Genomic DNA, 21,232 nt, shown 5'->3' on the forward strand with positions numbered 1-21,232 from the left:
TTTAAGAGGTACATCGCTTGTTTGACCGTTATGAAGCCGGTGAACGGGCAGTCCTTGTTCATATAAATTTTACTGACGACAATACCAAAGAAGAGCTTGCGGAGCTGGAGCTGCTGGTAAATTCTGCTGGGGTGGATGCCGTTGAGGTATTAACCACATCGCGGAATGCACCGCATGCGAAGTATTTTGTAGGTTCAGGCAAGGCCGAAGAAATTGCTGCTGCCGTTAATGCGCATGAGGCGAATGTGGTTATCTTCAATCATTCGCTGTCGCCGTCGCAAGAGCGCAATTTAGAAGCGATCTGCAAGTGTCGGGTGTTGGACAGAACCGGCCTGATACTGGATATTTTTGCGCAGCGCGCCCGTACCCATGAAGGTAAATTGCAGGTAGAGCTGGCGCAACTTCGTCATATCTCTACCCGGCTTATCCGGGGTTGGACTCACCTTGAACGCCAAAAAGGCGGTATTGGCCTGCGTGGTCCTGGTGAAACCCAGCTTGAAACCGACAGACGTTTGTTGCGGGGCCGGATAAAAACCATTTTACGGCGTCTGGAAAAAGTGCAAAAGCAACGCGAGCAGGGGCGCCGCTCTCGCAAGCGTGCTGAAATTCCTACCGTATCGTTGGTGGGCTATACCAACGCGGGCAAATCTACTCTGTTCAATCAGATTACCGATTCCCATGTCTATGCAGCGGATCAATTGTTTGCAACGCTGGACCCCACCTTGCGTAAAATCGAACTGCAGGATGTGGGCGAAGCGATTCTGGCCGACACCGTCGGATTTATCCGGCATCTGCCCCATGATTTGGTGGCCGCGTTTAAAGCGACGCTGCAGGAAACCCAGGAAGCCGATATTCTCTTGCATGTGGTCGATGTGTCAGATGCGCGTTATCGAGAGACTATGGACGAGGTAAATGAGGTGCTCGATGAAATCGACGCCGGAGATATTCCTCAGTTAATTATCTGTAATAAGATAGATAATCTCGATGACGTCGCCCCGCGTATTGAACGCAACGATGAAGGCATGCCGGTAAGGGTGTGGCTGTCGGCGCAAACCGGCCAGGGCGCTGAACTGTTAAGTGAAGCACTAACCGACTGCCTGGCAAAAAATATGGTAAGTTACACCTTGCGCATTCCACCGGCACAGAGTCAGTTACGCGGTGTGTTGTATGAGCTCAATTGCATTTCGCAGGAGTCTTATGCTACCGATGGCGACTGGGTGGTCGATATTAAAATGCCTGCGGTAGACTGGAATCGTCTCGAGAAACGCTTGGATACCGGTCTTTCTGAATTTGTGGTGCACCACTGAACTTGTGGTACAGGGTAGTTGCGCACACAAATTTTACGTACACTAAATCAATAACCACTTTACGGAGTATTAGCATGGCTTGGAATGAGCCGGGTGGCAACAAGAATAATGACCCCTGGAAAAATCGTGACAAACGTGACCAGGGACCACCGGATCTGGACGATGTGTTTAAAAATCTGTTCGGCAAATTCAGTAAAATGGGCGGCGGCGATGGCGGCGGTTCAGGCAAAAGCATGGGCAAACTGGGCATCAGCCTGTTGGTCGGTTTGCTGGTTGTCATCTGGTTTGTGAGCGGCTTTTACACGATAAAAGAAGCGGAACGTGGCGTGGTTTTGCGCTTTGGTGAGTTTTACACCGAAGTAGAGCCCGGCTTGCGTTGGAAGCCCACTTTTGTCGATACCGTAATCCCCGTTGATGTGCAGTCAATTCGTGACCTGGATAGTTCAGGCTCGATGTTGACCGAAGATGAAAACGTGGTAGGGGTGCAAATGGAAATGCAGTATCGTGTCTTTGACCCGTATCGCTGGAATTTCTCGGTAATCAATCCAGAGTCCACCCTGAGCCAGGCATTGGACAGCGCGATTCGTTATGTGGTGGGTCACTCAGAAATGGATGATGTACTTACCGATGGTCGTGAGGTGACTCGTCAGCGGGTGTGGGAAGAACTGCAATCCATCCTTGAACCCTATGATATGGGCGTCTCTATCATCGATATGAACTTCAGGGATGCACGTCCACCTGAAGAAGTTAAAGATGCATTTGATGATGCGATTTCGGCACAGGAAGATGAACAGCGCTTTATTCGTGAAGCCGAAGCCTATGCCCGTGAAATTGAACCGCGTGCTCGTGGCCGGGCCAATCGTCTGAATGAAGAAGCTCAGGCTTATAAAGAGCAGGTTATTCTGGAAGCCCAGGGTGAAATAGCCCGGTTTGAGGAACTATTGCCACAGTATGAAAGTGCGCCAGAGGTGACTCGTGACCGGATTTACATCGAGACCATGGAAACCGTATTTGGTAACACCAGCAAGATTCTGGTGGATACGAAAAACGGCAACAACATGATGTATCTGCCTTTGGACAAGATTATGGAACGCCGCAACGGTTCATCGCGCAGCATGAAAGATATGCTACCTGATTTACAGTCGCTCGATTCAAACAACAATCAACGTAACTCGAACCCCAATAATAATTCGAGAGTTCGTGACAGTCGCTTTAACAATGGAGGACAATAACGCATGAAGAATTTGCTGGTAATTGTGCTTATTCTACTCGTCGCGCTGGCGTCAGGCTCCTTGTTTGTGGTCCGCGAAGGCGAACGCTCGATTGTTATTCAGTTTGGTAAAGTTCAACGCGATGGCGACACCGGTGACACCAGGGTATTTGAACCAGGTCTGCACTTTAAACTGCCGTTTATTGACTCGGTCAAAACCCTGGATGCACGGATTCAGACGCTGGATGATGCACCAGACCGTTTTGTTACCTCTGAGAAAAAAGACTTAATTGTTGATTCTTATGTAAAATGGAAAATTGATGACTTTGCACGTTACTACCTGTCAACCGGGGGTAACAAGATGCAGGCCGAGGCGCTGCTTAAGCAAAAGGTCAATAACGGTCTGCGCTCTGAATTTGGTACCCGTACTATTCGCCAGATTGTATCTGGTGAGCGTTCGGCACTGATGAACCAGGCGATGGAGCAGGCATCAACTTCTTCTGATGAGCTGGGAATTGAGATTGTGGATGTGCGGGTTAAGCAAATTAATCTGCCTACTGAAGTCAGTAACTCTATCTTCCAGCGTATGCGTGCTGAACGTGCGGCGGTGGCCCGTGAGCACCGCTCAGAAGGTCAGGAACAGGCTGAGGTCATTCGCGCCGATATTGATGCCAAGGTTACGGTAATGCTGGCGGATGCCAAGCGTAACGCCCGTCAGGTTCGTGGTGAAGGGGATGCTGCAGCTGCACAGATTTATGCGTCTGCGTATTCTCAGAATGCCGATTTCTATCGTTTCTTAAGAAGTATGGATGCGTATCGCAACAGCTTTGATAGTAAACAGGATATCCTGGTAATCGAGCCGGATTCTGAGTTCTTCCGCTACATGAATGATAAAAACGGTAACCGCGGTAATTAAGCTGCAAGCTACCGAAATAAAAGCCAGCCCTGGGGCTGGCTTTTTTGTGCCCGATCCCCACGTTCCGCGCCATAGGCCAGCCCCGATTCAGGTTAAACATCGCAGGGGGTATACAGGAGAGGGCCCGTCTCAGCTATTCAGATGAAATCTCGTTCTGTAAACCCGTCCTTTCGTAACGTTTTTTTCACAAAGTGTGCGTTGCGGCCCCGGTTAGGCTACAATCGCTGCCCTAAAAAGACGAGATAAGCTGCATTGAAGCCCGCCAGAGGCCCGCAGCAGTGTGAATTATTAGTTAGAGGTATCAGTTTGTCTTCCAATCAATCATCCAGCCAGACTTCTTACGAAGAGCAGGCGCAAAGCGGCTTTTTTGCCCGATTTTTAGGCACAGTAGAATGGCTGGGAAATCTTCTGCCCCATCCGGTCACGCTGTTTGCGTTACTGTCACTGTTTATTGTGCTGCTAAGCGGCGTGATGGGTTATTTTGATATTTCGGTGATGGATCCCCGCCCTGAAGGTGCCAGTGGCCGTAGCGCCGATGGGGTCATCAGCGTGGTTTCTTTAATGACCGCCGAGGGCTTACAACGCATAGTCACCGGCCTGGTTACCAATTTCACCGGCTTTGCGCCGCTCGGGACCGTGCTGGTGGCGCTACTGGGGGTGGCGGTCGCCGAGCATTCCGGTCTGCTATCCGCCGCGATGCGCGGATTGGTGATGAATGCACCTAAGCAGGTGGTTACCTTTGCCATTGTGTTTGCCGGCATTGTTTCCAACACCGCCTCTGAGCTGGGCTATGTGGTGCTTATTCCACTGGCCGCCATGATCTTTCATTCGCTTGGCCGCCACCCGCTGGCCGGTTTGGCGGCGGCATTTGCCGGGGTTTCTGCCGGATACAGTGCCAATCTGCTACTGGGTACGGTGGATCCTCTGTTATCAGGCATCACCGAAGCCGCGGCCCGCATGATTGACCCGGAATATACCGTGGGTCCGGAAGTGAACTGGTATTTCATGTTTATCAGTACCTTTGTGATTGCCATCATGGGGGCGCTGGTTACCGAAAAAATTGTTGAGCCCCGGTTAGGAACCTTTGATGACTCGCAAGCCCCCGAAGGGCTTGAGAAACAACAGATGAATGCGCCAACGGCGCAGGAAAAGAAAGCCCTCAAATGGGCCGGTGTGGCGTTTGCCCTCACCTGTGGGGTACTGGCCTTAACCATTGTGCCGGACAATGGCATCTTGCGTCACCCTGAGACCGGTGAAGTGGTTGGCAGCCCATTTTTGAAAGGCATCGTCGCCTTCATCTTTATTACCTTTGCCATCCCCGGGTTTGTGTACGGAAAAGTGGCCGGCACCATGAACAATGACAAAGATGTCATTAATGCCATGTCCAAAAGCATGGGCTCGATGGGCTTATATATCACGCTGGTATTTTTTGCTGCCCAGTTTGTGGCGTTCTTTAAATGGACCAATTTGGGCACCGTACTGGCCATCAAAGGCGCCGCTATGTTGCAGTCGGTAGGGTTGGACGGCCCTTCGGTATTCATTTTGTTTATCACGATGTGCGGGCTGGTGAATCTGTCGCTGGGGAGCGCCTCGGCGCAGTGGGCCGTTACCGCACCAATTTTTGTTCCTATGCTGATGCTGCTGGGCTATGCCCCTGAGGTGATTCAGGCCGCGTACCGGGTAGGGGATTCAGTGACCAATGTCATCTCCCCGATGATGAGCTATTTTGGCTTGATTCTGGCGATGGCGGCCCGCTACCGCAAGGACATCGGTATGGGCACCCTGATTGCGATGATGTTGCCATACTCGATGATCTTCTTTGTCGGCTGGACGGTGCTGTTCTTTATCTGGGTATTTGTGCTGGGGATGCCTGTGGGCCCGGGCGCCGCCACCTACTACCAATAACAGACACAGTTAAAGGCAGCCGGATGGCTGCCTTTTTTGTCTCAGGGCCAGGTAAGCCACACGGACAACCGTTATTTTCGATTGGCCTGATTGGGCTTTCATTACGCGGCTTTAAGCGATCGAATATTTATATCCGTCGGTATACATAGTAAAGTTTAGCTACACCTCTTATTCGGATCAGGATAGATGAAGTTCAAAGGCACAACGGATTATTCGCATCGGCAAAAAGACCGGCTCGGGGTACTCATTACTAATCTGGGGACGCCGCAAAGTCCTACTGGCGCGGCGCTGAAACCCTATCTGAAACAGTTTTTATCCGATCCCCGGGTGGTGGAGGTACCGCGCTTCATCTGGTGGTTTATTTTAAACGGGGTGATTCTGAATATCCGGCCAAAGCGTTCGGCTAAAGCTTATGCATCGGTATGGACCGAAGAAGGCTCGCCGCTATTGGCTATTACCAAACGGCAGCATGCGGCCCTGGCGAAAAAATGTCAGCAACACTACGGCGATGATGTGGTGGTGGAGTTCGCCATGCGCTATGGGCAGCCGTCTATCGATAGCGCCATCGACCGCTTAAATGCTCAGGGTGTACGCAAGTTGGTGGTGTTACCCTTGTACCCGCAATATTGCGCCTCGACCACGGCCTCGACGTTTGATGCCTTATCCGAAGACTTTCGCGGCCGCCGCTGGATCCCGGAGCTTCGCTTTATTACTCAGTACCATGACCGCCCGGCCTATATTGCAGCGCTGGCCAACAAAATTCGCGCCCACTGGGAACAGCACGGGCGGGCGGATAAATTGCTGATGTCGTATCATGGGATCCCCAAACGCTATTTGTTAAATGGTGACCCCTACCACTGCCAGTGCTACAAGACCTCCCGGCTACTGGCTGAGGCGCTGGGTTTATCCAAAGATGACTATCTGACATCCTTCCAGTCTCGATTTGGCCGGGAAGAATGGCTGCGCCCGTATACCGATGAAACTATGAAGCGCTTACCCGGCGAGGGCATTAAGTCGCTGCAGGTGGTCTGTCCGGGCTTTTCCGCAGACTGTCTGGAAACCATCGAAGAAATAGGCGACGAAAATAAAGAATACTTTATGGAAGCCGGGGGCCAGCGTTACGAATATATCGAGGCGCTCAATGCCGATGAAGAGCATATAGATGCATTGTTTGGCTTGATTCAGCAAAACCTGCATGGCTGGGAACTGGAACAGGATACCGATGCTCGGGCCCGCCGTGCTGAAGCATTAGGAGCAAGTCAATGAGTGTAGATATCCCAAAGGCGCCAAAAGCCCTGGCACAGGCGCAAAAGTTGGCAAATTTAATGGATACCGCATTTCGGATCCCCGTGGTGGGTTACCGTATCGGTCTGGATGGCTTATTAGGCTTTATTCCGGGGATAGGCGATTTCATCTCGTTGTTGCTGGCCGGTCGTATTGTGCGCCTGGCCAGTAAAATGGGGGTGCCTGCAGATATGCAACGTAAAATGATCCGTAATATCATTCTGGATTTCATCCTGGGCTTAATTCCGTTGGCCGGAGACATTGCTGACTTCTTTTTCAAAGCCAATCGCGCCAATGTCAAAATGATGGAGCAGTGGTGGCTGGCTCAGCATGATGATGACATCAAACACGCCACCAAAGAAAAACTGACCCAATGGGCCTCAGAGCCTTCGGCCTAATACCTGATAACGACCCTTAGCGTAACGCCGCTAAGTGCCTTCAGCTTAATACCCGGTAGAAGCTGCTGGCTTTCCGCTGCAAAGCGCGTTCAGGGTCAGGCCCACAAAAAGCCCCTAGCATACTAGCGAGAAGCACTCTTGCGCCTGCGACAGCGGGCGGCGACCCGCATTGCTGACGCGCCGACCCAGGAATTCATTTACTGCTGACTAATCGCTTTCATCTTTGGCTGCGTAGCCATTAACACCCTGGTACCAACGCACTTTCAATAAAGGAGCAAGAATACAGGATGAAAGCTTCAGACCTATTTGTAAAAGCCCTGGAAGCCGAAGGGGTGGAATACATCTTCGGCATTCCCGGTGAAGAAAATCTGGATCTTCTTGAATCTCTTCGTACATCAAACATTAAATTGATCCTCACCCGCCATGAGCAGGGCGCAGGCTTTATGGCTGCCACCTATGGCCGCCTGACCGGTAAAGTCGGAGTTTGTTTATCGACCTTGGGCCCGGGGGCGACCAATTTGGTCACCCCGGCTGCCTATGCGCAACTTGGCGCCATGCCGATGCTGATGATTACCGGTCAAAAACCAATTAAAACCTCCAAGCAGGGCCGGTTTCAGGTGATTGATGTGGTGGATATGCTCAGACCTGTGACCAAATATACCACTCAGGTTGTCAGCGGTGAGCGCATCCCTTCGGTGGTCCGTGAAGCCTTCCGGGTGGCCCATGAGGAGCGCCCGGGCGCAGTTCATATTGAACTGCCCGAAGATATTGCCGCAGAAAATACCGACTCACCCTTGCTTAAACCCAGCATGACGCGCCGGCCTATTGCCGAATACAAGGCCATCGCCCGCGCGGTAGAGATGATTGAACAAGCCACCTCACCGCTGCTGTTAATTGGCGCCGGTGCCAATCGGAAGCTGACGGCTAAGATGTTACGCGAATTTGTCGATGCCACCGGTATTCCTTTTGTGACCACGCAGATGGGTAAAGGGGTACTGAATGAGAGCGACCCCTTGTTTGCTGGCAATACGGCGTTGTCCGATGGTGATTTTGTGCACCGGGCGATTGAACGGGCAGATCTCATTATTAATGTTGGCCACGATGTGGTCGAGAAACCACCTTTCTTTATGCATCATGATGGTCAGCAGGTAATCCATATCAACTTTGATTCTGCTACCGTCGATCCGGTGTATTTCCCGCAACTGGAAGTGGTGGGCGATATTGCCAACAGCATCTGGCAAATTAAAGAGGACATTACGCCCCAAACCGACTGGAAACTGGACTTCTACAAAGATGTTCATGAAGCTTATGTACAACATCGGGGCGAAGCCGAAGACGATGACCGGTTCCCGGTACTGCCTGAGCGGTTTGTGCGTGATGTCAGAAAAGTCATGCCCGAAGATGGCATTGTGACGCTGGATAATGGCGTCTATAAAATCTGGTTTGCCCGCAATTACCCGGCCTATACTCCCAATACCTTGCTACTGGATAATGCGCTGGCCAGCATGGGCGCCGGCCTGCCTTCGGCAATGGGGGCCAAATTGGTTCATCCCGAAGTACCGGTGGTCAGTGTCTGCGGAGATGGCGGCTTTATGATGAACAGCCAGGAGCTGGAAACCGCTGTACGCTTGAATCTGGACTTAGTGGTGATTGTGTTACGGGATGATGCCTATGGCATGATCAAGTGGAAACAATCGCATATGGAGCTGGGTAACTTTGGCCTGGATTATGGTAATCCGGACCTGGTGAAATATGCCCAAAGCTATGGCGCCCAGGGTTGGCGTATCCAGGAAACCGCTGAAATTGCCACGACGTTACAGCATTGTCTCGACACCCCGGGGGTGCATGTGATCGACTGCCCGGTGGATTACAGTCTCAATGACGAAACACTGAACCGTACAATCAAAAAACTCAGTCAGGAAATCTAAGGAGTCTTCGCAATGTTAAACGACAGTTATCCCTATTATCTGGCAAGCGAAGCGGTATTTGCCAACCAAGATCTGGATGTCACCAATAAATACACCGGCGAAGTGGCCACTAAAGTGGCCAAGGCAGACGCGGCGACTATTGATAAAGCGATTGCAGCGGCCCAGCAGGCCCAGCCTGCCATGACCAAAATGGCGCCGTATCAGCGTAAAGCGGTGCTGGATCATTGTGTAAAACGGTTTGAAGAACGCTTCGATGAGCTGGCCCAGGCGCTGTGCATAGAAGCAGGTAAACCCATTAAAGATGCCAGGGGCGAAGTGACCCGGTTGATCGACACCTTCAGAATTGCTGCTGAAGAGAGCGTGCGAATTAATGGCGAGGTCATTAATCTGGAAATCTCCGAGCGGGCCCATGGCTATCAGGGTATGACCAAAAAAGTGCCGATTGGTCCCTGTTCTTTTATTTCACCGTTTAACTTTCCGCTTAACCTGACAGCGCACAAGGTTGCGCCGGCGATTGCTGCGGGGTGTACCTTTGTACTGAAGCCCGCTTCGCGTACTCCTATTGGCGCGTTGATTATCGGCGAGGTTCTGGCCGAAACTGACTTGCCCAAGGGCGCGTTTTCTATTTTGCCCTGTAGCCGTGATGGCGCCGAGCTGTTTACTACCGATGATCGGCTCAAACTGCTTAGCTTTACCGGTTCACCGGATGTGGGCTGGGAGCTAAAAGCCAAGGCCGGGAAAAAGCCAGTAGTGCTTGAATTGGGCGGCAACGCAGCCTGTATCGTCGATGAAGACGCCGATTTGGATGATGCGATTAATCGCATTATTATCGGTGCCTATTATCAGTCAGGCCAAAGCTGTATCAGTGTGCAGCGTTTGCTGGTCCACGAACGTATTTACGATGAGTTCAAAGAACGTTATGTGGCCCGGGTCAAAGATCTGGTCAGTGGCGATCCCAGTGATGAGAATACCTTTATCGGGCCCATGATTGCGGAGTCTGAAGCCGAGCGTCTGGAAAACTGGATCAATAGTGCCCGCGACCAGGGGGCCAGCGTACTGTGTGGCGGGACTCGCAAGGGGCCCATGCTGGAGGCGACGGTACTGGAAAATGTTCCCAAAGACTGCGATGTAAGTGCGGATGAAGCCTTCGGTCCGGTCTCGGTGCTGGCTAAATTCAGCAACTATGACGAAGCCCTGCAAGAGGCGAATGACAGTCGTTACGGTCTGCAGGCCGGGGTATTTACCCGGGACATCTATAAAATTCAGCAAGCCTGGGACGAGCTGGATGTCGGCGGGGTCATTATCGGCGATGTGCCTAGCTGGCGGGTCGATAACATGCCCTATGGTGGGGTTAAAGACTCCGGCCTGGGTCGCGAGGGCTTACGCTATGCCATCGAAGACATGACCGAAACCCGACTACTTGTTATTCGTCGTCCCTAGGCGGGTTCGCTGGTAAACATTTCCAAAATGGGTAAGGGGATTATCTCCAGCGCCCTGATATTGGTCGCGTTCAGGTTCACCTTGGGCGCGACCCCTGCCTTATAGGCCTCCAGCCAGCGTGAGGCGCACAAACACCACCGATCACCCGGCTTCAGGCCGGGAAAGCCCAGCTCATTCCTGGGGGTCATTAAATCGTTGCCCTGCATCACCGAAAATTCCAGAAACTTACGATCTACGATAGCACACACACTGTGGTTGCCCATGTCCGAAAGGGGCACATAGCAAAAGCCTTCGCGGGTATACCCGCCGTTACCGCAACATAACTGTAATGGCTTGCCATATACATTCTTTGCATTCGCCACGGTTCTTTTCCTTTGTCCTGAACACTATCCTTACAGGCAGAGTATAAAATAGCCAGTTCAATAGCAATACACCATTTCGAAATAAAATAACGAGAATCTAATATGTTAGATAAAAGTGAACTCAGCAAATCGGTGGAAAATGACAATATGTCACGCGCAGAAATCGACCGGTTTGATGAAATGGCAGAAGCATGGTGGGACCCGAAAGGCCCCTACAAGACCGCCCTGGCCTTTAATGCAGCCCGGGTCGACATCATGCAGGCACAGCTCTGTAAGCACTTCAATCGCGATGCGCAGGCGGCGCAGCCACTGGCCGGCCTGAGTCTTTTGGATATCGGTTGTGGCGGCGGTCTTATCAGTGAATATATGGCTAACGCAGGGGCGCAGGTAACCGGCATTGATGCCAGCGCCACCAGTATTGAAGTCGCCAAACGCCATGCGCAACAATCGGAAGTGGAGGTTGATTATCAGCATAAATTGTCCTCACAGCTTACCGACCAGCAACAATACGATGTGGTGATCAATGCCGAAGTGGTGGAACACGTGCCTGATCAACCGGCATTAATTAAGGACTGCACTCGTCTGGTAAAGCCCGAAGGCATGCTGATTCTTGCTACCTTAAATCGCACCTGGCTCAGCTATATTGTTGCGATAGTGGGGGCTGAATATATTATGGGGTATCTTCCTAAAGGCACCCATAGCTGGCGCAAGTTTGTGAAGCCCGGTGAGTTGGATAGCTGGGTGGGACCCTCGTTTACCCGGTTTTACGAAACCGGCATGCGAATGAACCCAGTGACCGGTGACTGGAAAAAAACCGCCAGTCTGGCGGTGAACTTTATGCTGGTCTACCACCGTCATTCATCAAACTAATAAGTGTATGTCCACCAGGATAATTTGACTGTAACGGCCATCGCGTTAGGCTGAGAAAAACCGTAAAAGAGGCCCTGCTATGAAAATATATGAAACCCGTTCTGCCCCTAACCCTCGCCGGGTCAGAATGTTTTTGGCAGAAAAGAATATTGAGATGGAATATGTGCAGCTGGATTTGCAAAAAGGTGAAAACCTGAGCGCCGAAATGCGGGCAAAAAATCCTTTGGGTAAGGTGCCGGTGCTGGAGTTGGATGATGGCACCTGCATTGCCGAGTCAGATGCGATTTGTACCTATTTTGAAAATATTCAGCCTGACCCTCCGCTGATGGGCGTGGATGCCAAAGACAAAGCGGTAGTGGCGATGTGGCAACGCCAGGTGGAGCTGGCGCTGATGATGCAGGTCGGGCTTTGCTTCCAGCACACCACTGGCTATTTTAAGGACCGGATGGTGCCGGTGGCCGAATTTGGTGAAGAAGCCGGAATTAATGCCAGTAAATATCTGAATATTCTGGAGCATAGGCTAGAAACTCATCCTTACCTTGCTGGCGAGCGCTTCACTATTGCCGATATCACCGCCTTGTGTGCTATCGACTTTGCCCGGGTGGTAAAAATACGCCTGCAGGATAAACACAAAAATCTGCATAATTGGTACGAGCGTATCAGCGCCCGCGACAGTGCCAGTGCCTGATGATTACGCTCTACACGGCCGCCACCCCTAATGGTTGGAAAGCCTCGGTGGCGCTGGAAGAAATGCAGCTGCCTTACGAAGTACACACCGTGGATCTGCGCGGTGGCGAGCAACATAGTGAGGCCTTTCGGTCACTAAACCCCAATGGCCGGATCCCGGTTATTGTGGATAATGAGCGGGCGCATACGGTATTTGAATCGGGCGCCATCATGCTGTATCTGGCCGAAAAAACCGGCCTGTTTTTACCCTGTGAACCGCAACCGCGAAGTCAGGTATTACAATGGCTGATGTTTCAAATGGGCGGGGTAGGCCCGATGATGGGGCAGGCGAATGTTTTTTACCGCTACCTTGATCAGACCATTCCGGTGGCCATTGAGCGCTACCAGAAGGAAGTACGACGGCTGTTTGAGGTGCTGGACACCCATCTTGGTGAACATGAGTATCTGGCCGGCGATTACAGTATTGCGGATATGGCCAACTGGTGCTGGGTACGCACCTACAAATGGTCCGGTGTCTCTATTGATGGACTGGAACATTTGCGCCGCTGGAAAAACAGTATTGAAGCCCGGCCTGCGGCGCGCCGGGGCGTTGAGGTGCCTCACAAGATTGTGCCCGAAGAAATAGCCAAAGCCGGAAAACGGTTAATCTAGCTCAGGCTGGCTTCAGCTCCAGCCTGAAACCCCGGATCGTTTTATCCGTCAGAGTTAACTGTCTATCAGTGCTTTCAGATTCTCCAGGGTATCGGCCTCGTTGGCAGGCTTATCCCAGCGAATGCGGTGAAAGCGCGGAAAGCGCAGCGCGATCCCCGACTTATGCCGCCCTGAGGGATGCACAGCATCAAATGCGACTTCCACCACCAATTCTTTGGCAACTTCACGTACAGGGCCAAAGCGGCCGACGGTATGCCGGCGTACCCAGTTGTCCAGTTTTTTGAGCTCTTCATCGGTAAAGCCAGAATAGGCTTTGCCAATGGGAAGCAGGGTATCTTCCTGCCAGGCGCCAAAGGTAAAATCGGAATAGAAACTGGAGCGTTTACCGTGGCCACGCTGGGCGTACATAATCACCGCATCGGCCAGTTTTGGCTGGCGTTTCCATTTGTACCATAAGCCCTTGGGCCGGCCGGCAACATACTGACTGTCTTTGCGTTTGAGCATCAACCCTTCTACCGCAGTATCGTCACTGGCCGCCGCATAAAGCTGTTGCAAGTCATCACGATTACGCGCCGGCAGCGGCACCGACAAATGTAGACGCTCACTGGCGCTGCGCTGGATAAAATCAGCAAGACGCTGATGACGCTCCGCTAAGGTGAGCTGGGTAAGAGACTCTTCCTGCTCGGTAATGAGGTCATAGACCATTAACCCCGCCGGCAAACTTTCAATCAGCTTTTTAGGCGGCTTTTTTTTATTCAGTCGCTGCTGCAGCTGATTGAAGGTATCTACCTTATCTTTGTGCATGATCAGCAACTCGCCATCCAGCACACAGTGTTCGCTGACACTGTCCAGTAAATCCGGAAACGAGGCGCTGATATCATCGCCGGTGCGGCTGAATAAGGCTTTGCCGTTAACGGTACTTACCAACTGCACCCGGATACCATCAAATTTGTGTTCAATCTGCCACTCATCAGGGTCCAGCGTTTCCAGGGTTTTTTCTTCTACCGGGTGGGATAACATCACCGGGTGAAAGGTGACTTCCTGAGAAATATCGGGTTTGTCCGCCTTGCCTTCCAGCCAGGCCAGCAGCTCGGTATACGGCGGCGATACGCCATGCCACAAGGTTTCAATTTCCGCCACATCGGTATCGCCGAAACGGGCCAGAATGTGTTTCATGGTGCGCGCCGACACCCCGATACGCAGTCCCCGGGTCCCTAATTTTATCAGCGCCCAGCGCTGGGCTGCGGTCATAATATCCAGATAATTAGCCAGCAGCGGTTTTACTTCGGTGCGTTTGGCTTCGGCAAACTGGGTGACAATATCGCTTAGTGAAGGCAATCCAGCGGGGCCGGGGGGCTTTTGAGCAGGCCATAAATGGGCGACGGTTTCACTCATCTCGCCCACATAGTCGTAGCTCATATCGAACAATACCGGGTCGATGCGTTCCAACATCAGCTGTTTCACGGCATTGCGTTTAAAAAAATCAAAACGTAAGGAGCCGGCCATGGCGGCAATGGCCCAGCCCCGATCGGGGTCCGGTGTCCGCTCAAGATAATCAATAATCAGCGCCGATTTGGCATTATGGCTGCCGGTAAAATACAGCTGTTCCAGCAAGTCACTGAAGTCTTCCATTAACCGGTCTCCTGCTCATCTTCATACCCCAGTAACGACAAAGCCCGGGCTTTGTAGCCCATTTGTCCGGCCTGATATACCAGCGCATCTTCGCGGCCATGGGTCACCCAGACTTCGCCCGGGTTAACTTCTTTGATGGTTTGAATCAGTTCTGGCCAGTCGCAGTGGTCAGAGATGATCATGGGCAGTTCTACCTGCTTCTGCCGGGCTCTGGCACGAATCTGCATCCAGCCTGACGCCATCACGGTACGCACATCCGGCAGCGCCCGCGACCAGCGATCAGCCAGCGCCGAAGGCGGGGCAATGACAATCTCGCCAGCCAGGGTGCTTTTATCTGCTACTTCGCTCACGGGGATCAGCTCACCCAGGTCAATACCGTGTTGTTGATACAAGTCACACAGACGAATCAATGCGCCATGCAGATAAATCGGTTTGTGATAGCCCGCCTGCCGCAACGCCAGAATAACCCGTTGGCATTTTCCTAATGCATAAGAGCCCACCAGGTGACAACGATGCTTAAACACCTGCAAAGAATTAATCAGTTTGTCGACCTCGCGCTCAATGGGCGGGTGGGTAAAAACCGGTAATCCAAAGGTGGCTTCGGTGATAAACACATCGCAGGGGACCACTTCAAACGGCGGGCAGGTGGGGTCGGGACGGCGTTTATAATCGCCCGAGACCACCAGACGGCTGCCCCGGTATTCCAACAACACCTGCGCCGACCCCATAATGTGACCGGCCGGATACAGGGTCATGCGCACCGGATCGTCCGCCTCACCCAACAGCACACTTTCGCCATAGGGCAGGGTTTGCGTGGTTTGCGCCATGTCCTGGCCATAGCGGGTGGTCATGATGGCCATTGTCTGGTCAGTTGCATACACATGCGAATGCCCCGCGCGGGCGTGATCCGCATGGCCGTGAGTGACCACCGCCAGAGCCACAGGTTCCATGGGGTCGATATACAAATCGGCAGGGCGACAGTACAGCCCGGGCGATTCTACGCTCATCCAATGTTGGGGGTGCAAAAGTTTCTCCTTATGCCGGAACAAAAATATACGCACCAGGACAGCGTTTGGTTGTAGCTGGGTAAACTTAGCATCGCGCCGGTGCGTAATAACAGGCAAAAAACACGGTAGGAACCCTCATTTTATCTGATAAATTTTCTCGCTGGTTTGCCGCCCGCGGCTGGCAGCTTCGCGATTATCAGCAGCAAATGCTGGAGCAGGTGCCCAATCAAGCTGCCACCTTGCTCATCGCACCTACCGGCGCGGGCAAAACCTTATCGGGGTTTTTGCCCAGTTTGCAGGATCTGGACGAACACCCCATGGAGGGGCTGCACACCTTGTACTTATCGCCGCTGAAAGCACTGACGCAGGATATCCATCGAAATCTGTTAGAGCCGGTAGCAGAAATGGGGTTGCCCATTTCCATTGAAACCCGCACCGGCGATACCCCCTCCCACAAACGCCAGCGTCAGCGTCGCAAGCCCCCAATATATTGCTGACGACCCCAGAGTCGTTGATGCTGATGCTCTCGTACGCCGATGCTGACCGGCTGTTTGCAAAACTCAAAACCGTCATAATCGATGAAGCCCATTCGCTGGTGGCCAACAAACGGGGGGATTTTACGGCGCTGGCGCTGGCCCGTTTGCAGTATTATGCGCCGGCGATGCGCCGTATAGGGTTGTCGGCCACAGTAGCAGAGCCGCCACTGTTGGCCGGGTGGCTGGGTCAAACCGGCGAACCGGCCCATATTTTACAGGTTGATGCCCCGGTGCAGCCCCACATCCGGATGTTGCATAGTGAGGCGCGTATGCCGTTTGGCGGGTTTATGGCCCGTTACGCCATCGCGGACATTTATCGGGAGATTGGCGAGGCTGGCACCACCTTAGTATTCGTAAATACCCGGGCTCAGGCAGAACTGGTGTTTCAGATGTTGTGGGAAGAAAACCGTAAAGGGTTACCCATCGCGCTGTATCACGGCTCGTTAAGCAAAGAGCAGCGCCGCAAAACCGAGAACCTGATGGCGACCGGCAAGCTGGCCGCCATCGTGTGTACCTCGGCGCTGGAGCTGGGCATTGACTGGGGCAATGTGGATTTAGTGATTCAGGTGGGCGCGCCCAAAGGCGTAAGCCGGTTACTACAACGTATCGGCCGGGCCAATCACCGGCTGGATGAGCCCAGTAAGGCGTTGCTGGTGCCTGCCAACCGCTTTGAAGCACTGGAGTGTCAGGCAGCCATGGAAGCTATTGCGGCGAACCAGCTTGATGGAGAGCGGCCGCAGCCCGGCGCCATGGATATTCTGCCGCAGTTTATTTTAAATTGTGCCTGCAGCGCGCCCGCCGATCCCGACGACATTTACCAACAGGTGTTGAATGCACCGCCGTATCAGGGGGTGGACCGGGCGACATTCGATAAGCTGTGGCAGTTTACCGTGGACGGGGGCTATGCGCTGCAGGCGTACGACCGTTACCAGCGGCTGATAAAAAATGACAAGCAGTGTTGGGAGCCGGCTTCAAAGCGAATTATCCAGCGTCACCGGCAGAACATCGGCACCATTGTGGAAGCCGGCCGCCTCAAGGTGAAACGCATTCGCCGGGCTAATCAGGGTAAAATCATTGGCGAGGTAGAAGAGCATTTTGCACAGCAGCTGGTACAGGGCGACACCTTTTATTTTGCCGGCGAAGTGCTGCGTTATGAAGCCATTCGGGATATGCAGGTTCATGCGAAACCGGCTAAAGGCGGCGAGCCCAAAATTCCGAGTTTTTCCGGCGGGCAGTTGCCACTGTCCAGTTTTCTGGCCGACCGGGTGCGGGGGTTATTGGAAGATCCAGCCCGCTGGCAGGTGTTGCCCGACCAGGTACAGCAATGGCTGGCGTTGCAACAGCAGTTTTCGGTGATCCCCACCCAGGATCAGATCCTGATTGAACAATTTGAGTTTCGGCAGATGCAGGTCAGCCTGTATTACACCTTTGAAGGGCGTAAAGCGAATCAGACCCTGGGCATGCTGTTAACCAAACGTATGGATAAGATGGGACTCAAACCCATGTCCTTTAGTGTCACCGATTATGGTTTATCCATCAGTGCCTTACGACGTATTGATGAGCAGCAGGTCGCGCAGCTGTTTGCCCCGGATATTTTAGGGGATGAGCTGGAAGACTGGATGCTACAGGCGCCTATGCTCAAGCGTTCCTTCAGGCAGGTGGCAGTAGTGAGCGGGTTAACCGAGCAGCGTTACCACAGCAACCAGAAAACCATGAAGCAGGTGACTTTCTCTACCGATTTGATTTATGACACCTTACGAGAATACGATCCTGACCATGTGTTGCTGGCCGTGACCCGGGCAGATGCAGAGCGAGAGCTATTGGACTTATCCCGCCTGGCCGATTTACTGATTCGGTTTGTGGGCAAAACCCGACTGGTCAATCTGGATAAACCCTCACCGATGGCCATTCCCATTGTACTGAATGTGCGCTCGGAACAGGTTAAAGGCGCCGGCGCTCAGGCATTGATGGAGCAGGCTGATTTATATGCCGAAGCCGATGCCATGCTTGATGAGGTCAGAGCGTTGTTGGCAGGTAAAGCCTGAACCCCCAGCGAATCATTAACCTAATTCAGTTGATAACGAGGTTTTTTTGGCAGTAAACAATAACGAGTGGCTAAACCACAAGCTGCAACAGGCGCACATTGTAGCGATACGCTTTGGCGGTAATGTCTGGTTACTGGATGCCCGGGGGATAGCGTATCTGCCCCATCGGGATTTACTGATTGTGTCGGATTTGCACTTCGAAAAGGGCAGCTATCTGGGCCATCATGGTAATCCCATCCCTCATCTGGATACCCGGGCCACCCTGGCGCGTTTGGCCGCAATTATAGAAGATTATCATCCTGCAACTGTGATGTGTTTAGGCGACAGTTTTCATGATGCGCAGGGGATTGGACGTATGCTACCGGAGGACCTGGCGACCCTGAACGGGCTTATCAGCGGGGTGGGCTGCTGGCAATGGGTGCTGGGTAACCACGATCCCCACATTCCCGAGCAGTTGGCTGGGGAGCGCCTACACCGGTTAAAACTCGATGCCATTGGCTTTTGTCACGAGCCGGAGCCGGACTGGCCCGAGTGTGAGTACCAGGTGATTGGGCATTTTCACCCCAAAGTCAGCTGCCGGGTGGGGCGCTATCCGGTTAAAGGCCGATGTTTTGTGATGGGGGAAAAATACCTGGTGATGCCAGCGTTTGGCCAGTACACCGGTGGCTTGTGGGTAGACGATAAGGCCATGCAGCCCTTGGTGCCCAAGGCCACCCGTCGTTGCTATGTGCTTCAGGATGAACGGATTTTTGCGGTGTAAGGGATAAGCTTTCAGGACCAGGGCGGAGACAAAAAAAGCGATGCTATGGCATCGCTTTTCATCCAGGCAGCGGCGCGGTTTTAGGCGCCCGCTGCGCTAAATCAGGTACCGCTGCGTTATAACCGGTACCGCTGTGTGAGAACGGGAACCGGGTACACTAGCGCGGACGCTAGTCGCGCCAGCGCTTGGTGAGCTCGCCGTAGGCGTCAATCCGGCGATCACGAAAATACGGCCAAATCCGTTTTACCTGTTCGGTACGGGCCATGTCCACATCGACCATCAACACTTCGTCTTCATCGGCGCTGGCCTGGGCCAGAATTTCACCCTGAGGACCGGCGATAAAGCTTTGGCCCCAGAATTGAATACCCGGGTCATTTTCTACCGGCGATGCTTCAAAGCCGGTCCGGTTGGCCACCACCACCGGCACCGAATTGGCTACCGCGTGGGCCCGCTGGATTGTCTGCCAGGCCCCGAACTGACGCTGCTGTTCATCCTCCGAATCGGTTTTATCCCACCCAATGGCAGTGGGATAAAACAGAATATCCGCTCCGCGCATGGCCATCAGGCGGGCCGCTTCGGGATACCACTGATCCCAGCACACCAGTACCCCTAGTTTACCCACACTGGTTTCAATGGGCTCAAAACCCATATCGCCGGGAGTGAAATAAAACTTTTCGTAAAAACCCGGATCATCAGGAATATGCATCTTACGGTATTTGCCGGCAATTTCGCGACTGCGGTCAAACACCACCGCGGTATTGTGATAAAGCCCGGAGCCTCGTTTTTCGAACAAAGAGGTGATCAACACCACCTGATATTTTTCAGCCAGTTCACCAAAAAATTCGGTGGCGGCGCCGGGGATAGGCTCAGCCAGATCGAAAGCATCGGTGTCTTCCTGCTGGCAAAAATACAAGGTGCTGTGAAGCTCCTGCAACAAAATACACTCACAACCGTCCGCCGCCAGCTGGGCAATTTTATCAGCGCTACGCTGCCAGTTTGTGGCTTTGTCATTATCAGCCACAGACTGTTGAACCAAACCTATTTTTAAATTATTCGCCGGCATAGACAAACACTCCTGTTTGAAGTTGAGAAATTACCTGGGCTTTGAGGGTATGTTGTGGCACCTGCATGGAAATGCAATGCAGGCTGCCGAATTGCTGAACCAGGGCCGAGCAATCAATACCGGTGACCGTGTATTGTGGGTAAGCACGACGCAGCACGGTCAGGGCCTCAGCATCTTCGGGCTGATTATACACCGGCGCCAGAATATGTTGATTACAAATCAGAAAGTTTGCGTAGGAGGCGGGCAAGCGCTCATTGTCCTGGTTGTACATCTCAGGTAGCGGCAACCGATACTGAGGATGCTCGGGCAGACGTTGTGCCAGCTCTGCGCACAATGCCGTCAGACTCTCAAAATGCGTATCTTGGGGGCGGTTATCACAAGCCTGTATTACCACAGCCTGCTGGGGGGTAAAGCGCACCAGCGTATCGATATGGCCATCGGTGTCATCACCCTGTAAATGACCATGTTCTAAGATGGTCACCCGGGTGGCGCCCAATGCTTCTTTAAAGCCCTGCTGATACTTCTCCAGGGGCATCTGGCCGTTACGCTTTGGATTCAGCAGACATTGCGCGGTGGATAATAAATGACCATGCTCATCAATCTCCAGCGCACCACCTTCGGCCACCCAGTCGATACTGGTCAAAGGCTGACGACACAGCTCAGCCAGATAGCGGCGATTAACCCGATTGTCCTCATCGGCGTTAAATTTTTCACCCCAGCCATTAAACGCAAACTCCAGCGGGCGCGGGCCGTTTGCACTATTACAGGTTAAAAAGCCATAATCACGGACCCAGGTGTCATTGTAGGAGGCCGGTATAATCAGCACCCGGGCGTGTTCAGGAAGCTGGCTCTGAACCTCGCTTACCAGATTCGACGGACACAACAGAATCACCCCGGCCCCGGTTTCATTAATACGCTCAATAATTGTGCAGTAAGTGTCGCGCACGGTTTGCAGCCAGGGGGCCCAGTCGGTGTGCTCATGGGGCCACGCCAGTATCACCGCGTCGGCGTCCACCCATTCGGGGAAAAGAATTGAACCTGTTGTCATTAGGCAGTGTCCATAGTGTCGAAAAAATCAATGCGTATGATAGCAGCCCTGTCAGGCGGACTAAAAAGGATTGATAAATAATTTATTGCTGGCCACGGCGATTAAGTATCGCATCCGGTTAGATAAGAAGGTGGGCGGGTGGTTGCTTGTAAAGCTTGCTGGACAGCCTTGGCATAAATGCCC

General features: G+C 52.8%; 17 protein-coding genes and 1 pseudogene. 13 read left to right on the forward strand and 5 right to left on the reverse strand.

Annotated features, from left to right (window positions below):
* Positions 1–17: 17 nt before the first annotated feature.
* The 8 genes from hflX (at position 18) to IT774_RS01140 (ending at position 10,388) form a co-directional block, all read left to right on the forward strand.
* On the forward strand, positions 18–1,307 hold the full coding sequence (hflX, locus tag IT774_RS01105; RefSeq protein WP_195810975.1) for a ribosome rescue GTPase HflX: 1,290 nt from the start codon (positions 18–20) through the stop codon (positions 1,305–1,307).
* A gap of 74 nt (positions 1,308–1,381) precedes the next feature.
* A complete protein-coding gene (gene hflK, locus IT774_RS01110; protein WP_195810976.1) occupies positions 1,382–2,539 on the forward strand; it encodes an FtsH protease activity modulator HflK in 1,158 nt (385 codons plus the stop codon).
* A gap of 3 nt (positions 2,540–2,542) precedes the next feature.
* Positions 2,543–3,433, forward strand: a complete 891-nt coding sequence (gene hflC / locus IT774_RS01115) for a protease modulator HflC (protein ID WP_195810977.1) — start codon at positions 2,543–2,545, stop codon at positions 3,431–3,433.
* 306 nt (positions 3,434–3,739) lie between these two features.
* Positions 3,740–5,338, forward strand: a complete 1,599-nt coding sequence (locus IT774_RS01120; RefSeq protein ID WP_195810978.1) for an AbgT family transporter — start codon at positions 3,740–3,742, stop codon at positions 5,336–5,338.
* A gap of 186 nt (positions 5,339–5,524) precedes the next feature.
* Positions 5,525–6,604 (forward strand): ferrochelatase, encoded by a 1,080-nt coding sequence (hemH, locus tag IT774_RS01125; RefSeq protein ID WP_195810979.1) that lies wholly within the window; start codon positions 5,525–5,527, stop codon positions 6,602–6,604.
* Positions 6,601–7,020 carry a DUF4112 domain-containing protein gene (locus tag IT774_RS01130; protein WP_195810980.1) on the forward strand — a complete coding sequence of 140 codons (420 nt, stop codon included), beginning with the start codon at positions 6,601–6,603 and terminating at the stop codon, positions 7,018–7,020. Before hemH ends, IT774_RS01130 begins: the two co-directional genes overlap by 4 nt.
* A 287-nt stretch (positions 7,021–7,307) precedes the next feature.
* Positions 7,308–8,948 (forward strand): acetolactate synthase large subunit, encoded by a 1,641-nt coding sequence (locus IT774_RS01135; protein WP_195810981.1) that lies wholly within the window; start codon positions 7,308–7,310, stop codon positions 8,946–8,948.
* 12 nt (positions 8,949–8,960) lie between these two features.
* The gene (locus tag IT774_RS01140; protein WP_195810982.1) at positions 8,961–10,388 is read left to right on the forward strand and encodes an aldehyde dehydrogenase family protein; all 1,428 of its coding nucleotides are present in this window, start codon (positions 8,961–8,963) and stop codon (positions 10,386–10,388) included.
* On the opposite strand, the gene IT774_RS01145 is transcribed toward IT774_RS01140, so the two are convergent.
* The gene (locus tag IT774_RS01145) at positions 10,385–10,750 is read right to left on the reverse strand and encodes a DUF2237 family protein (protein ID WP_195810983.1); all 366 of its coding nucleotides are present in this window, start codon (positions 10,748–10,750) and stop codon (positions 10,385–10,387) included. The two genes, IT774_RS01140 and IT774_RS01145, sit on opposite strands and share 4 nt — an antisense overlap.
* A 102-nt stretch (positions 10,751–10,852) precedes the next feature.
* Here IT774_RS01145 and ubiG point away from each other — a divergent pair, with 102 nt between their 5' ends.
* The 3 genes from ubiG (at position 10,853) to IT774_RS01160 (ending at position 12,958) form a co-directional block, all read left to right on the forward strand.
* Positions 10,853–11,620: a bifunctional 2-polyprenyl-6-hydroxyphenol methylase/3-demethylubiquinol 3-O-methyltransferase UbiG gene (ubiG, locus tag IT774_RS01150; protein WP_195810984.1), complete on the forward strand. Its 768-nt coding sequence runs from the start codon at positions 10,853–10,855 to the stop codon at positions 11,618–11,620.
* Between the two features lie 79 nt (positions 11,621–11,699).
* Positions 11,700–12,308 (forward strand): glutathione S-transferase family protein, encoded by a 609-nt coding sequence (locus IT774_RS01155; RefSeq protein ID WP_195810985.1) that lies wholly within the window; start codon positions 11,700–11,702, stop codon positions 12,306–12,308.
* Entirely contained in the window at positions 12,308–12,958 is a 651-nt protein-coding gene (locus IT774_RS01160; protein WP_195810986.1) for a glutathione S-transferase family protein, read from the forward strand. The genes IT774_RS01155 and IT774_RS01160 overlap by 1 nt, the downstream gene beginning before the upstream one ends.
* A gap of 54 nt (positions 12,959–13,012) precedes the next feature.
* Here the strand turns inward: IT774_RS01160 and IT774_RS01165 are convergent, their stop codons facing one another.
* Both IT774_RS01165 and IT774_RS01170 read right to left on the reverse strand, forming a co-directional pair.
* Positions 13,013–14,590, reverse strand: a complete 1,578-nt coding sequence (locus tag IT774_RS01165) for a cisplatin damage response ATP-dependent DNA ligase (protein WP_195810987.1) — start codon at positions 14,588–14,590, stop codon at positions 13,013–13,015.
* Complete coding sequence (locus IT774_RS01170; RefSeq protein ID WP_232365067.1) at positions 14,590–15,615, reverse strand: ligase-associated DNA damage response exonuclease; 1,026 nt, start codon at positions 15,613–15,615, stop codon at positions 14,590–14,592. Before IT774_RS01170 ends, IT774_RS01165 begins: the two co-directional genes overlap by 1 nt.
* 188 nt (positions 15,616–15,803) lie before the next feature.
* Between IT774_RS01170 and IT774_RS01175 the strand changes: the two are divergent.
* Both IT774_RS01175 and pdeM read left to right on the forward strand, forming a co-directional pair.
* Positions 15,804–18,178 (forward strand): annotated as a pseudogene (locus IT774_RS01175) (ligase-associated DNA damage response DEXH box helicase).
* A 46-nt stretch (positions 18,179–18,224) separates the two neighbouring features.
* Positions 18,225–18,938, forward strand: coding sequence for a ligase-associated DNA damage response endonuclease PdeM (pdeM, locus tag IT774_RS01180; RefSeq protein WP_195810988.1), 714 nt, complete (start codon positions 18,225–18,227; stop codon positions 18,936–18,938).
* 169 nt (positions 18,939–19,107) lie between these two features.
* Here pdeM and IT774_RS01185 read toward each other — a convergent pair whose 3' ends face one another.
* Both IT774_RS01185 and IT774_RS01190 read right to left on the reverse strand, forming a co-directional pair.
* The gene (locus tag IT774_RS01185; protein WP_195810989.1) at positions 19,108–20,001 is read right to left on the reverse strand and encodes a carbon-nitrogen hydrolase; all 894 of its coding nucleotides are present in this window, start codon (positions 19,999–20,001) and stop codon (positions 19,108–19,110) included.
* Entirely contained in the window at positions 19,988–21,049 is a 1,062-nt protein-coding gene (locus IT774_RS01190) for an agmatine deiminase family protein (RefSeq protein WP_195810990.1), read from the reverse strand. Before IT774_RS01190 ends, IT774_RS01185 begins: the two co-directional genes overlap by 14 nt.
* Positions 21,050–21,232 lie beyond the last annotated feature (183 nt).

It is taken from the genome of Salinimonas marina, assembly GCF_015644725.1.
Classification (GTDB): Bacteria; Pseudomonadota; Gammaproteobacteria; order Enterobacterales; family Alteromonadaceae; genus Alteromonas.